Annotated in this window: 12 protein-coding genes and 1 riboswitch; of the genes, 9 read left to right on the plus strand and 3 right to left on the minus strand. The window is 36.6% G+C overall.

Annotation, left to right across the window (positions count from 1 at the left end; genetic code table 11):
- Positions 1-305 precede the first annotated feature (305 nt).
- Complete coding sequence (locus RCG20_RS19375; protein ID WP_308181770.1) at positions 306-665, plus strand: GIY-YIG nuclease family protein; 360 nt, start codon at positions 306-308, stop codon at positions 663-665.
- Between the two features lie 544 nt (positions 666-1,209).
- Positions 1,210-1,653 (plus strand): phosphate-starvation-inducible protein PsiE, encoded by a 444-nt coding sequence (gene psiE / locus RCG20_RS19380; protein ID WP_308181771.1) that lies wholly within the window; start codon positions 1,210-1,212, stop codon positions 1,651-1,653.
- A gap of 70 nt (positions 1,654-1,723) precedes the next feature.
- On the opposite strand, the gene RCG20_RS19385 is transcribed toward psiE, so the two are convergent.
- The gene (locus RCG20_RS19385) at positions 1,724-2,014 is read right to left on the minus strand and encodes a c-type cytochrome (RefSeq protein WP_308181772.1); all 291 of its coding nucleotides are present in this window, start codon (positions 2,012-2,014) and stop codon (positions 1,724-1,726) included.
- Positions 2,015-2,329: 315 nt separating this feature from the next.
- Between RCG20_RS19385 and RCG20_RS19390 the strand changes: the two genes are divergently transcribed.
- The 7 genes from RCG20_RS19390 (at position 2,330) to RCG20_RS19420 (ending at position 11,049) form a co-directional block, all read left to right on the plus strand.
- Entirely contained in the window at positions 2,330-2,584 is a 255-nt protein-coding gene (locus tag RCG20_RS19390) for a hypothetical protein (RefSeq protein WP_308181773.1), read from the plus strand.
- Positions 2,585-2,841: 257 nt separating this feature from the next.
- Positions 2,842-4,035 carry an exonuclease SbcCD subunit D gene (locus RCG20_RS19395; RefSeq protein ID WP_308181774.1) on the plus strand — a complete coding sequence of 398 codons (1,194 nt, stop codon included), beginning with the start codon at positions 2,842-2,844 and terminating at the stop codon, positions 4,033-4,035.
- A 25-nt stretch (positions 4,036-4,060) separates the two neighbouring features.
- Positions 4,061-7,153, plus strand: coding sequence for an AAA family ATPase (locus RCG20_RS19400; RefSeq protein WP_308181775.1), 3,093 nt, complete (start codon positions 4,061-4,063; stop codon positions 7,151-7,153).
- Between the two features lie 101 nt (positions 7,154-7,254).
- A riboswitch (TPP riboswitch) is annotated at positions 7,255-7,358 on the plus strand.
- Between the two features lie 110 nt (positions 7,359-7,468).
- Positions 7,469-8,152 (plus strand): thiaminase II, encoded by a 684-nt coding sequence (gene tenA, locus RCG20_RS19405; protein ID WP_308181776.1) that lies wholly within the window; start codon positions 7,469-7,471, stop codon positions 8,150-8,152.
- On the plus strand, positions 8,152-8,748 hold the full coding sequence (locus RCG20_RS19410; protein ID WP_308181777.1) for an ECF transporter S component: 597 nt from the start codon (positions 8,152-8,154) through the stop codon (positions 8,746-8,748). Before tenA ends, RCG20_RS19410 begins: the two co-directional genes overlap by 1 nt.
- The gene (locus RCG20_RS19415; protein ID WP_308181778.1) at positions 8,732-10,315 is read left to right on the plus strand and encodes an ABC transporter ATP-binding protein; all 1,584 of its coding nucleotides are present in this window, start codon (positions 8,732-8,734) and stop codon (positions 10,313-10,315) included. The genes RCG20_RS19410 and RCG20_RS19415 overlap by 17 nt, the downstream gene beginning before the upstream one ends.
- Complete coding sequence (locus tag RCG20_RS19420) at positions 10,312-11,049, plus strand: energy-coupling factor transporter transmembrane component T family protein (protein WP_308181779.1); 738 nt, start codon at positions 10,312-10,314, stop codon at positions 11,047-11,049. The genes RCG20_RS19415 and RCG20_RS19420 overlap by 4 nt, the downstream gene beginning before the upstream one ends.
- A 553-nt stretch (positions 11,050-11,602) precedes the next feature.
- Here RCG20_RS19420 and RCG20_RS19425 read toward each other — a convergent pair.
- Both RCG20_RS19425 and RCG20_RS19430 read right to left on the minus strand, forming a co-directional pair.
- Complete coding sequence (locus RCG20_RS19425; RefSeq protein WP_308184279.1) at positions 11,603-12,784, minus strand: IS256 family transposase; 1,182 nt, start codon at positions 12,782-12,784, stop codon at positions 11,603-11,605.
- A gap of 333 nt (positions 12,785-13,117) precedes the next feature.
- Positions 13,118-14,023 carry a nuclease-related domain-containing protein gene (locus tag RCG20_RS19430; RefSeq protein ID WP_308181780.1) on the minus strand — a complete coding sequence of 302 codons (906 nt, stop codon included), beginning with the start codon at positions 14,021-14,023 and terminating at the stop codon, positions 13,118-13,120.
- Positions 14,024-14,225: the final 202 nt, after the last annotated feature.

Raw genomic sequence — 14,225 nt, forward strand, 5'->3', positions numbered from 1 at the left:
ATATTATTCCTTTTAATGGTTAATTTTACCTAACCAATGCATGTAACGCCCTGAATACTATTGTTTCACAGGAATTTTTGCCCGGTTTTAGTGCGAAGTTGTAAGATAGACATTCCATTGCTTTGTATTGACACAGGAGTATAGAAATATTAATATAAATTTAGTAAATTAGTAATTTAGTAAATTACTAAATAGAAAAATAGAAAGATTTTTGGATACTACAAATCTCATGAGTTGCCTGTAAAGAAAGTTCGGATTAGAAATGGTAAAATAAAAATTTTTTGAATTGGAGAGGGGAAAATAGTATGGATAAGAATAAACGCAAGGAGTTGCGGGAGGAATACAAACAGATTAAGACTTACATGGGAGTTATCCAAATAACAAATAAGACAAACGGTATGATTTACGTTGACAGTTATCCTAACCTTAAAAATAAATGGTTAACTCTACAAGGTCAACTAGAGATGGGGATGTTTGCAAATTCGCAATTGCAAAAGGATTGGAAGGAACTGGGGTCCGAGGCATTCACTTATGAGGTGTTGGAGAAGAAGGAATCTGCTGAAGTTACCGACATGAAATGGGAGCTTAAGAAAATAGTTAAGCCTTGGTTGGAGAAACTGAATCCTTACGGAGATAGTGGATATAACAAGTTGCCAAGGAATTGATAAATAGCTCAATAAAAAGGAATCATTGCAGGTCTTTTTATAAAAAGTCCTAATTATTTACCTAGTTCATTTATTCTCTGTAACTAGCTTTTTATCCAAATGATGGTGGATGAGTACATAAACGATTCTAATAAAAATCCCAACGCCAATAATACTACTGACAAGCAAACTATAATCCATTTTTTTAGCCCCCGTTGGGAAATTTTAATAGCACTATAATCATTATAAGACAATTTTCCGTGCAATGTATAGTTAAAAATTAGGTTGCTTATTAGCTTCGATTAACAATGGTTAGAGACATGATCTTTAAGTTATAATGAGGGAGAAGTTGATCCGTACTAAAAAAGTAATCTATTTTCAAAAGGCTGTGTTAAAGCACATTTTTGATTCTACACTATGTTGATTGGAGCGGGAGGAGCGAGCTTCTACTGAAAAAATAGTTCAAGGGAGCCCACGCAGGCGCAAAGCGGAAATCAACAGACAAATTTAACAGAGCCTTAACAAAAAAAGTATCTACTATTAAAAGAGTCAGAGGAGGTTTTACATGATTAAATTTAAAAAGGATTTAGCTAATTTATCCCACTTTATTCCTAAGGCTCTTCAGATGGTATTGAACATTTCTCTTGTATTCTTAGCAATTATTCTCTCTTATTTATTAGTTAAAGAGTTACTCATCTTTAGTCAAATTTTGTTAGAAAATGGTAGTGATGATTATAAGCTTTTTCTTGCCAATATCCTTATCTTCTTTTTATATTTTGAGTTTATTACGATGATAATTAAATATTTTAAAGAAGATTATCATTTTCCAATTAGATATTTCATCTACATTGGCATCACTGCCCTAGTAAGAATTATTATTGTTGATCACGAGCACCCAATAAATACATTATTCTATTCACTGGCAATTTTGGTTCTAATTATTGGGTATTTCGTTATTAATTTAACTCCGCGGGAGAGACCAAATAGTAACTGGATTTTTAAAAAGTAATGTGTAATGACCACCAATTAAATAATCGGTGGCCTTTTTTTATTTTCCTTACTCCTTCTTATCTACCTCATTATTTTTTCAATAGCCATTTTGTGACAATCTCAGCTTCTTTTTCAGATACTAGGTGGCCAGGCATTCTGTTAGAGCCCTCATTGATTAATTTCAGTACATCTGCTTCTGTATATTTATTTTTAATAGAAACTAAAGCCGGACCAATTGCCCCCTGTAATTCTGCCCCATGACAGGTTGAACAACTTTTATTATAGATTGCTTCTCCGTCTAAAGTGGCAGTAGAAGCACCTGATGAACAGCCGGTCAAAAGTAAAAGCGTAAGTGAAAAAGTAGCTCCAAGTCGATTCATGGTTTTTTCCTCCATACTCCATAGAATAGTAAAAATGTTCCCCTATATGTATCTTAATAGAGTTTAGGGGATGAAAACTCAGCTACTTATGAACAAATGATTAAACTTAAAATAGCATTTCTTTTTTACGATTTGGGTGCTGGCTCAAAGTGTTGAAACTTACTTAGGCACTAGATCTCTGTTAGCTTCATATCTTTATAATTTTAAGAATCCCCTACAAAAAAAGTGATGTTCTAGAAACATTCACAATTCTGTCCACTCTTCTATTCCTGAATACTATATGCTTAATTTGAAAACATTTGGGAGGTGCTCTAATTGTATAAATTGCAAATTTGTAATGCCGAAACCCAAGAAATACTTCGAGAAAAGACGTATAAGAAGCCTGACCTTATATTTAGTTTGTTAGAATCTGCAACAAAAGGCCAGGAATGTTTTCTATTTGATGAGGACCGAAGAACCTTTAAAGGGGTTTATGTTACACATTCTAGTAATACTGAAGAAGATTCGATCGTTTATAATGTGTTATTTCATTTGAAGTTATCTGATATACAGGCAAGAATAGCAAAATAGTTTTTTTTAGGGAGAGGCAGATGCTTCTCTTTTTTTTTGGACAAAGTGCCTGCCCAAGTTCTTGCACTTTCCTTTTGAAAAATTTAGGAAGAAAAGGTTACTAGATATACAGGATCCTAAGCAATATATCAATTCAATATGTGAGAAATACCCAGTTGGAATACCAGAGATCAATGAATCATTTCTTACAAATTATTGAAGGTGGTATAATGCTATATATGATTAAAAGTAGAGAGCTAAAATAGGAGTGAGGTTTAATGAAGTTTTTTCATACAGCTGATTGGCATTTGGGCAAGCTTGTTCAAGGTGTGTATATGACAGAAGATCAGCGCCATATACTCAAGGAACTTATAGTGGCAATTGAAGAGGAAAAGCCGGATGCTGTTATCATTGCTGGGGATTTGTACGATCGCGGGGTCCCGCCGACGGAAGCGGTCAATCTATTAGACGAGGTGCTTGAAACGATTGTCATTAAACTGAAGACACCGGTTATCGCTATTGCGGGTAATCATGATAGCCCAAGTCGTCTCCATTTTGCTAGTAAGATTATGAAGGCAAATGGTTGTCATATTATTGGGCAAATTTCAAAGGATATGGAACCGATTGTTTTAAAAGACGAGCATGGTGAGGTTCACTTTCATCTTGTCCCATATGCGGATCCAAGTATTGTACGGAATGTTTTTGAGGATGAGGAAATACGCACACATAATGATGCAATGAAAAAGATGACCGAGACGATTGCAGCTAACATGAACCCTAAGGCGCGTCATGTATTGGTTGGACATGCCTTTGTTACACCGCACGGAGAACAACAGGATAATACCAGTGATTCGGAACGCCCACTTGCAATTGGTGGTGCAGAACATGTGGATGCGATTCATTTTTCAAATTTTCATTATACGGCACTTGGCCACTTGCACCAGGCGCATTTCGTGCTCAATGAAACGATTCAATATTCTGGGTCACCACTCAAATACTCTATTTCTGAGGAACGACATAAAAAGGGCTATTATATTGTCGAGTTAGACGCACAGGGTAATACATCCCTAGAAAAACGGTTGTTAACGCCACTTCGTGAGATGAGAACAGTTGAAGCGACCATGGAAGACCTTTTAAAACATCCAATAAATGAGGATTACGTGTTTGTTCGTCTTTTAGATGTAACTCCGGTTCTATCGCCGATGGAAAAGGTGCGGTCCGTTTATCCGAATGCAATGCATGTTGAGCGAAACATGCAACATCAGGCAGTAAAGGACGGTCAAGAAGGCACGCGAGTTGCACGACATAAAATGGATGACTTAACTCTTTTCAGAGCCTTTTATCAGGAAGTGAAAAATACAGCTGTAACAGAGGAAACAGAAGCTATTTTTACAGAAGTTCTTCAGGAACTAATGCAGGATGGAAATGATAAGTATAAGCTGGCCGCGAAAGAAATAGCTGCAACAAACTAAGTCATTTAGGGAAGGAGTGAAAAGAATGAGACCATTAAAAATTACCATGACAGCTTTTGGACCCTATAAAAATAGTGAAGTTATTGATTTCACAGAACTAAAGGATAACCGTTTATTTGTCGTTTCGGGAAATACAGGTGCAGGAAAGACGACGATTTTTGATGCCATCTGTTTCGCACTTTATGGATCAGCAAGTGGCGAAGACCGTAGTGAACCGAAGTTTATGCGAAGTGATTTTGCTGATGATGATGTTCATACTTCAGTTGAGCTAGAGTTTGAATTGCATAATCACTACTATCGCATTAAAAGGCAGCTTCCTCATGTGAAAAAGGGAAATAAAAGTGCTACTGGGGAACAATATGAATTTTATGAAAAAGCAAAAGGCCGTGAAGTGCCTTGTGTTGACAGGCAGATTGTTTCTGAAATAAACAAAAAAGTGGAGGAATTGGTAGGGCTAACGAAGGATCAGTTTAGCCAAATTGTCATGCTGCCACAAGGGGAGTTTCGAAAGCTATTAACCTCACAAACAGAAAATAAAGAAGAGATTCTTCGTAAAATTTTCAAGACTGAGCCATATCGGTGGATCATCGATCGCCTGAAAGAAAAGAAGAAGCTTGCGGATGATGATTACAAATTAGAAGCTCAAACAAGAGACCGCTACATTAATGATATTCAGGCAACTATCCCAAATCGAGAAGAGTCCAAGCTATTTGAGATCCTGGCACAACAACACTATAACACGAATCAGGTAATGACAGGCTTAGATGAAGAGATTATTTTTTATCAAAATGAAATCGTGAAAAATAAAGAGCAGGTAGAAGTAGCTGGCACTGCTTATAACCTAAAACTCGAGGAGTTCCACAAAGCAGAAGCATTAAATGCCGAATTTCAAAAACTAGAGGATAAAGAGGGAAACCTTCGCATCCTGTCCGAACAGGTACCAATTTTTAAACGTAACGAAAAACAGCTTGAAAATGCTGAGAGAGCAAGTAAGATTGAAGCTTATGAAAAACAAGTGAATGAATGGCGTTTGGATGAAAGAGAGAAGAAGCAAAGGCTTATTGCTACACAAGGAGAACAAAAAGAAGCGGTTACCGAGCTTCTGAATGCCCAAAAAGTTTATGAAGGTGAAGAGGGTAAGAAAGATGAACGCGCGGAAGTTGATCGGACTTTAGACCGTTACAATGACTTTTTACCGACGGTTAAGGAAATTGCTAGTAAGAAGGCCGAGCTTTTAGAGAATCACAAAGAAGTCCAAAGGGTAGCTAAAGAACTAGATGCTCTCCAGAATAAAATAAAAGATGAAAAATCCTTAAAGGTTCAACTTGGTAATGACATTAAGGCGATTGAGAAGGCAGTTGACCAATTAGCTGACAAGCAGCAAAAATTAACGGACATGCGTGAACGGGTCCGTGTTTTGCAGGACTATTTAGGAACGAATAAAAAACAAGTTGAGCTTGAGCAAGAATTCAAGCTAAAAGAGACAGACTATCAAGTAATTCGGAAGCAGTATGAACAACTTGAGGGATCTTGGGTGAGCGGCCAAGCTAGTATTCTAGCTACCCATTTACATGATGGAAAACCCTGCCCGGTTTGTGGAAGTAGTGAACACCCAAATAAGGCGTTGGGACAGGATACTGTGCCGACCAAGGATGAGCTTGAGGCAGTTAAAAAAGAATTAGATAGTAAGGATAATGCTTATCGGGACACTGTTGCCAAGTTGAATACCAATAAGGAGCAACTAGAAGCGAAGGCTGCCGAAGTTGCTGCAATTGGTGTGTTGGTACAAAATGTGCAACTTGCATATGAGCAGTTAGTCGAAGAGGGAAAAGGACTTAAGAAGGATGTTGAAGCATTAGGGAAAGAGAAGGTCAACCTAGATAAGTTAAGAGGGGATCTTGAAAAGAAGGAAAAAGAGTTAGATCAATTTGAAATGAAACAAGAGGTTCAGGCAAATTCCTATCAACAGCAATGCACAGCTTTTGAAACGAAAAAGGCAGTCTACGAAGTAGAGGTAAGTCGTATTCCTGAAGAAATTAGAGTTCTAGCTGTAATAGAGCAGAAAATAACTGAAACGAAATCTTTAAAAATGAAGCTGGAAAAGGCGTGGGAGACTGCTCAAAACCAGTTGCAGTTGGCAAGAGAAGCGGAAACGAAAGCGACTGCAAATATGTCTAATGCAACCAGTCAATTGGAAGAAAGTAGTAGTAAGAAGGAAAGATCAGAGAAGCAGTTTTTAGAAGCATTACTTCATGCTGATTTTTCAACTGAGGAAATTTACCATCAGGCGAAAATGTCTGAAATGGATCGGCAGAAATTAAAAGCTGCTATCGATGATTTCTATACTAGTCTTGAAACCCTAAAAACACAGGTAAAAGAACTTCAAGAAGTTTTGAAGGGAAAATCGAGAGCAGACATCGTGGTACTTAAGTCGGAATGTGATAAATTTAAAACCACATACGAGCTTGCACAAGAGCTAGTAAGAAAATCCGAGCAGTATCTGCACCAAGCAGAAGAATTGAAAGAGAAGATTTTAGCTGCAGAGAAAAGTGTTGCTGATTTAGAGAAACAGCTAAATATTATTGCAGATTTGTATGATGTTGTTAGAGGTCAGAACAGTAGTAAAGTCTCATTTGAACGGTATTTACAAATCGAATATCTTGAGCAAATTATCATTGCCGCAAATGAACGTTTGAAGCATCTCTCGAATGGTCAATTTTTATTAATGCGCAGCGATCGTCAGGAAAGTCGCGGTAAGCAAAGTGGTCTTGGCCTTGATGTATTTGATGCATACACAGGGCAAACCCGTGATGTGAAAACATTATCAGGTGGAGAAAAGTTTAATGCATCCTTATGCCTAGCACTTGGAATGGCCGATGTAATCCAAAGTTTCCAAGGTGGCGTTTCAATCGATACGATGTTTATTGATGAAGGATTTGGCTCATTGGATGAAGAGTCATTGAACAAAGCCATCGATACCTTGATCGATCTACAACAATCAGGCCGCATGATCGGCGTCATCTCACATGTGCAAGAGCTAAAGAACATAATTCCAGCTATTTTAGAAGTTAAAAAGACCAAAGAAGGCTATAGTGAAACAGAGTTCGTTATAAAATAATGAGTTGTAAAAGACAATATTCCAGGAAAGCCTTAATTTTAAAATGAAAATTTGGTTGACTTTATTAGATTACATGTGTACTGTAAATATTAAATTAATAGGAAGACCACTAGGGGAGCCATTTTATGGCTGAGACAGGAGTTATCTTGGACCCTTTGAACCTGATCTAGTTCATACTAGCGTAGGAAAGTGGAGTTTGTGTATGGATAAATATACTTATTCGACCGCTCCATTTATGGGGCGGTTTTTTTCGTTTTAACATTTAGTTGCTCCCTATAGTGTCTTCCCATTATAACCAATAAGGAGGCATAATTTATGAGTTTTTCAGCAGAACTAAGAAAAGAAGCAAACCCCGTCTTTGATGCGATTTTTGAACATCCTTTTGTGCAAGGAATTGCCAATGGAGAATTAATGAAGGAACAATTAATTCATTATGTTAAACAGGACTTTGAATATTTAAATTCCTTTATCAGAATCTATGGATTAGCGGTTTCAAAGTGTGAAAATCGTAAAGATATGGATATGTTTAATCAGCAAATTTCATTTATATTAAACAGCGAAATTCATCCACATAATAATTTTTGTCAAGTAGCAGTTGTTCCATATGAAGAATTACAAGGGTTTCCGTTATCTCCCTCTTCACTGCATTACACACGTCATATGCTTACAGTTGCTCACGAAGGAACATTAGGAGAAATTTTAGCTGTCTTATTACCATGTCCGTGGACGTATTGGGAAATAGGGAAAAGATTGATAGATGAGACTAATCTAGATAGCTCTCATCCATTTTATGATTGGATCAGTTTTTATGGCAATCGTACAGATTCCATTACAACTAAATTTTGTGCACGTATCGATGAGTGGGCAAAGAAAGCAACAGAGAGAGAAAAAGAAAAGATGAAAGAACATTTCTTAATAAGTTGTCAGCTAGAATATATGTTTTGGGATATGGCTTATAAACTTGAAGAATGGCCTGTGAAAATGGAGGTAGTGAAATAATGACTTGGAAGATGAAAGAAATAGTACTTACTGTAATTCTAGCAGTGGCTTGCGGAGTTATCTATTTAGGATGGTCTACTCTTTGGATTCCGATTTCCGCCATTGTGGGTCCGATGGGTGCAGGTTTTATGTTTGGAATTTGGGTGATTGCTAGTCCAATAGTAGCGTATATTATCCGAAAACCGGGTGCCGCGCTTATTGCCGAGGTTGCTGCAGCAGCTGTAGAGTTGTTAACGGGAAGTCATTTTGGTCTAACTGCCCTGTTAGTTGGTGTCTTTCAAGGGATTGGTTCAGAATTTGCATTCGCGCTATTTAGATATAAGCGCTACAACCTATTTACTTTAATGCTATCAGGGGCTCTTGCAGGAGTTGGAAGTATGATCTATAACTTAATTGCCAACGGTTTTGGATTTTATACGACAGATGTATTTTTAATTACGTTAGGAATTCATGTAATAAGTGGAGCTATTCTCGGTGGTTGGTTAGCCAAAGTAGTAGTGGATTCACACGCTAAAACAGGTGTTTTAGAACAATATGAAATTATGAAAGAAAAAAGAAAAAGGGAAAACGTAAACGTAAATGTTTCTGGGATGTAATGATTTATCTATTCGCTTTTATAATCGTTCAGAAAAAATACTTAGAAATATTACTTTATCCATAAATAAAGGAGAGAAAGTATTAATACTAGGGCCAAGTGGGAGTGGGAAATCTACTTTGATTTCCGCTCTTGCAGGTATTATCCCTGAGCATGTTGAGGCAGAGGTAAGTGGTGAAATATTCCTCAGGAAAAATTCCGGTGTAATGTTTCAAGATCCTGATTCTCAATTTTGCATGCTCCATGTAGGCGAAGAAATTGCGTTTAGTCTCGAAAACCGATCTATTTCGCGAAGAGATATGGACAAAATGATTGCTGACTTAATGGCTAAAGTAGGGCTAAAGGTAGATAAGAAAATGCCAATTGAAACACTATCAGGTGGTATGAAACAAAGATTGGCTTTAGCTTGTTTATTAGCATTAGAACCAGAAGTATTGTTCTTTGATGAACCAACAGCCCAATTAGATCCTACATGCAGGAATGAGATTTTTAAATTATTGAATCACATAGCTGAAAAATCAAACCAAACAATGGTAATTGTAGAACATGTTCTTGATGGCTGCATCGAATGGATGGATCGGATCATTATAATAAATAAAAGTGGAATCGTTATTGGGGATGGAAAGCCAGAAGAGATTCTGCTGAAATTTAAAGACCAAGTAAGGGAAGCTGGTATTTGGCAGCCTAAGTTATTTCCAGAAAAATGGTCAGAAGTTGTTCGTAATGCCTCACACCCATTATCAATTAAACTTTCCGAAATGGCAGAAATGAAGTCAATAATAAAAAAGAAAGAATACCAAAAAGAAGATGTTATTATCAGCACCGAAAATGTTGAAATAGGCTATGGGAAGAAGACAATAGTAAGTGACATTAATATCGAAATACATAAAGGAGAATGGATTTCGATTGTTGGTGAAAATGGAAGTGGGAAAAGCACCTTCTTAAAAAGTCTTATCCACTTGGAGCCAATTAAAAAAGGCAAAATTCACTTTCAAAATACTGAACTAAAAAAATGGTCAGATCGTGAATTATTTAAAAAAGCGGGTTTTGTTTTTCAAAATCCAGAACTTCAATTTATAGCGGATACTGTATTTGAGGAAATTGCCTTTGGCGGACGACAAAGAAATTGGCCAGAAGATCTAATTACTACTAAAACAAAACAATTACTACAAGAATTTGGCTTGGAATCTTATCACAATGCGCACCCATTTACGTTAAGCTTAGGACAAAAACGGCGGTTAAGTGTTGCGACCATGTTATTGTTTGACCAAGATTTATTGTTGCTTGATGAACCAACATTCGGTCAAGATGAAAAAACAGCCAGAGAACTTATAAAACGCCTAAAGGAGAGACAAGAACAGGGAACAACGATTGTAATGGTAACGCATGATATGGATTTAGTTGATAATTTTTCAGATCAAGTCATTCTTTTTAACAAGGGAAGAGTGACATATCAAGGGACACCTTATCAGTTATTTTCTGATCAAAATATTTTACGTGAAAGTGCGTTAATTCCACCACTCCATTACCAGTTGATGCATGCGCGCAAGGAGAGTGTTTTTGTATGAAGGCTAACCATTCATTCCTTGCTTCTCTAAATCCTTCTTGTAAGTTACTCTCTCATTTTTTAGTTATGTTTCTATTGATGACAATTTCAAATCCAAAATTGACTTTTTTGATATGGTTACTTGCTGTATTGATTGGTATTTTTTTAGGCGGATGGAGAATTACTTACCTATTTAAAAGGCTTTTGCCTTACTTGGGATTTTTTATTCTTGTTTTTTGGATGATGGCAGCTTTTGGAGAAGGGGGAAAAACAATTTGGCAATGGGCCTGGTTTCATATTACTGAGGAGAGCATGAATCATGGTTTAACAATAGCTTTGCGGATGTTAGGGTTTGTAACGTATGGATTATTATTCACCTCTACAACTGATTTAACTTTGTTCATTATGAGTTTAATTCATCAATGTAAGCTATCACCAAAATGGGCGTACGGACTATTAGCAGGATTCCGCTTTATCCCACTATTCCAATCTGAACTAAACCAAATGAAGACCGCTCATAAGATCAGAGGCTACAAGCAAAATAATAGTTGGAAAGCTTTTATGAGGTACTCTTTACCACTGTTTACTCAAGGTATACGAAAATCAGAACGAATTGCAATAGCAATGGAAGCACGTGGATTTACGGGTACAAGAGATAGAACTTATTATCAAACAACTAAAATATTAACAAAGGATTTGGTCTATTTATTCTCTTTGTTCATTGTTGTACTAGGGATTCTTATTTTTATTAAATGAAGTGGGAGTTGGGGATATCTTCAATGTGAATTCAATAAATCCTCAGTTTGATTAACCGAGGTGAACAGTATCAAAAGTAAATTAGTTTTTTATTTGGAAATTGGTCATCTAAAAATATATGACCAATTTCAGTAAGTGAATTAGAGAAAAGGTCTTCATACGGGTGATGAAGGCCCAAAATCAGTAAGTGGAAGAGGAAAAGGGCCTTCATACAGGTGATGATGGCCCAAAATCAGTAAGTGGAAGAGGAAAAGGGCCTTCATACAGGTGATGAAGGCCCAAACTCAGTAAATGGTAGAGGAAAAAGGCCTTCATACAGTCAAGTCCATTTAATTGTGTAAAAGTGTAAACAATGATTTTCAACTTATAAAAAAGAATTCGTAAAGTGAGCTACATTTATTTAAAATTTACATTGAGGAGCGGGCATGATAGCCTGGAGGGCAAGCCAGGTGTTGTTAGACGCCTGGCTTCCTGGCTTTCCATCATGCCCAGTGGAGGCTCAATGTCAATTTGAAATTAGGCCTTTCCACTCTTTTAGGATAGAGTGTTATTATTATTTTTCTTTTGTTTTCTTAAGATAAGGAACATTATTTTTATTCCAATCTTCTTCAATATCTATTAATACTGAACCAATAATCCTGATAGCCGACTGATCATTCGTAAAGATCCGAATAACTTTTTCTCTTCTGCGAACCTCTTGGTTTAAGCGTTCAAGCATGTTCGTTGTGCGTAAGTGTTTATGATACTGGACCGGGTGGGAATGAAATTGGATAGCGTCTTCAAACCCATTTTCTAAAGTTTCAATCGCTTTTGAAAAGCCTTTCGTATCTTGATACTTCTCTACAAAACGATTTTTCAATTCCCTTACAACATCTATATCTGAGTTTTGAAAAAGGTCCTTCAGTTCTTGACGAGCTTCGGCAGTACCTTTCTTTGGCAGGGTATCCATGATGTTTCTTAAAAAATGAACACTACACCTCTGCCAAGAAGTGCCTAAGAATGATTCTTTAATGGATGTGACTAAGCCGCCATGAGCATCAGAAATCACCAACTTAGGGGATTGAAGTCCTCTGGACTTTAAATACTCAAAGAAGGATGTCCAGCTATCAGTGGATTCAGTGTGATTGACTTTTAGGCCAATAATCTCTCTGTGTCCACTTTCACTTACCCCAATGGCAATATGAACACTTTTAGAAACTACTTTATTGTTCTCACGAACTTTAATGTACATGGCATCTACGTAAATATACGGGTAGTAATGCACGTTAAGTGGACGGTTTCTCCAGTCGTTAATTATTGGGTCTACTGTTTTGATGAGATTGGAAACAAGTGATTTAGATACACTTGTCCCACATAATTCTTCTACAATTTTAGTCACTTTACGTGTAGAAACACCATTCACAACCATTTCAATCATGGAAAGGATAAGTGCTTGGTCGCAGCGTTTGTATTTTTCAAAGATAGTTGTAGAGAATTCACCGTCCCTAGTACGAGGAACCTTTAACTTTAGAGATCCAACACCAGTAATGAGCTCACGCTCATAAAAACCATTTCTGTAGCCTCTGCGTTCTTCTGTTCTTTCATGGGAAAGAGCATTAATATATTCGTCTCTTTCTTTCTCCATTAAGGAATTCAAAATAAGAGATAATGAAGCTTTCACAGGTGATTCTAGAGAGCTGCTTTCAATTTTCCCTTTGAGATCTTCTAAATTTATAGTAATATTGATTTGGGTCATCATCATGTCCTCCGTTTATGGTTTTCTTGGTCGAAAACATTGTAACACGGGCCATGATGATGACCTATTCTTTTTACACAATTATATGGGCTTAATCCTTCATACAGGTGATGAAGGCCCAAACTCAGTAAGTGGTAGAGGAAAAGGGCCTTCATACAGGTGATGAAGGCCCAAACTCAGTAAGTGGTAGAGGAAAAGGTCCTTCATGTAGGTGATGAAGGCCCAAACCCAGTAAGTGGTAGAGGAAAAAGGCCTTCATATGGTTGATGGCGAGCAAAATCAGAAAAAAACTAGTTAAATGACATCTTGTGAGTTTGATTATTACCAATTATTTTATTCGTAGAAGGACCATTGATGGACTCCTACTATTTCTAAATTTTTTTCCAGAATCTTTCTTATCCTCTTTTTGGATCCCACCACCATACACCACTCATGGATTACATTTGTAGTAATTTTTTTATTAGGAAAAAGAAGCTTAAGTTCATTTACACTTCGCATTACGGCAGTTGCCATCGGTTCTACATGCCCACATTGCTTACAAACACATTTATTTCCCTCGACAGAAATTGAAAATGAGGCACACTTTACACAAGTGTTTCCCTTTCGCAGCTGGTCATAATCATAAGATGGTAATAACTTATAAGGAGAGTCTTTAATATGAAGTGAAGTTAATTTGTCAGCTATCATCTTGTGTTTACTAATTAATTTTGAAGGGATCGAATCAAGGTTTTTCAAATAGCTATTAATCTGAGTAGGGAAAATAAATGGTTTGTTGAGGGGTGCTTGGTATAAGGTGAATTCGGGGTTGATGAAAACGACGGAAGCATTAATAGGTATTTTAAATCCAAGACTCTGGAGTAACTGTCGTAACAATGATTCGCTTCTACTCAATTGGAGTAGAGGATTAATAATTTCGGTTTTGGGTTTCTTGTAAAATCTTTCCGATTCGTAATAATAATCCCCTTCATAATTTTTTACTTCGAAAAAATAAATGGTTTCTGAAGTAATAAGTAGTGTGTCGATTTGGAACATGGTGTTATTAAATTTGAGTAGCAAATCATTTAAAATATAGCATTCACACTGAAGCTTTTCCGTCATTACATCAAATAATATTTCCCCTGCATAGCCCTTTTTAAGGTTAAAATAGTGCTGCTTGTCCTTATCTGACAAATCCATTCGATCGTTTAAAGATTTCAAAATGAGTAATTCAGCAGATTTAGTACGAGATTTATATGGCATTGTCCACATCCTTTCTAATTTTTCAAAACTTTAAGACTAATATATTAAATATACCAGTGTGTCTGTTTTTAGTGAATATTTTATTAAATGTTAGTTTAAGATTTTTATGAGGAAAGAGGGTAGCTAATAGGCCTGCTGTAATCTAAATACCACCCACCCGAAGTTCTCATGTTACAGCCAATTGTTTCTGCAAGAAATAAAA

Source organism: Neobacillus sp. PS3-40, from assembly GCF_030915485.1.
Classification (GTDB): domain Bacteria; phylum Bacillota; class Bacilli; order Bacillales; family Cytobacillaceae; genus JAUZPL01.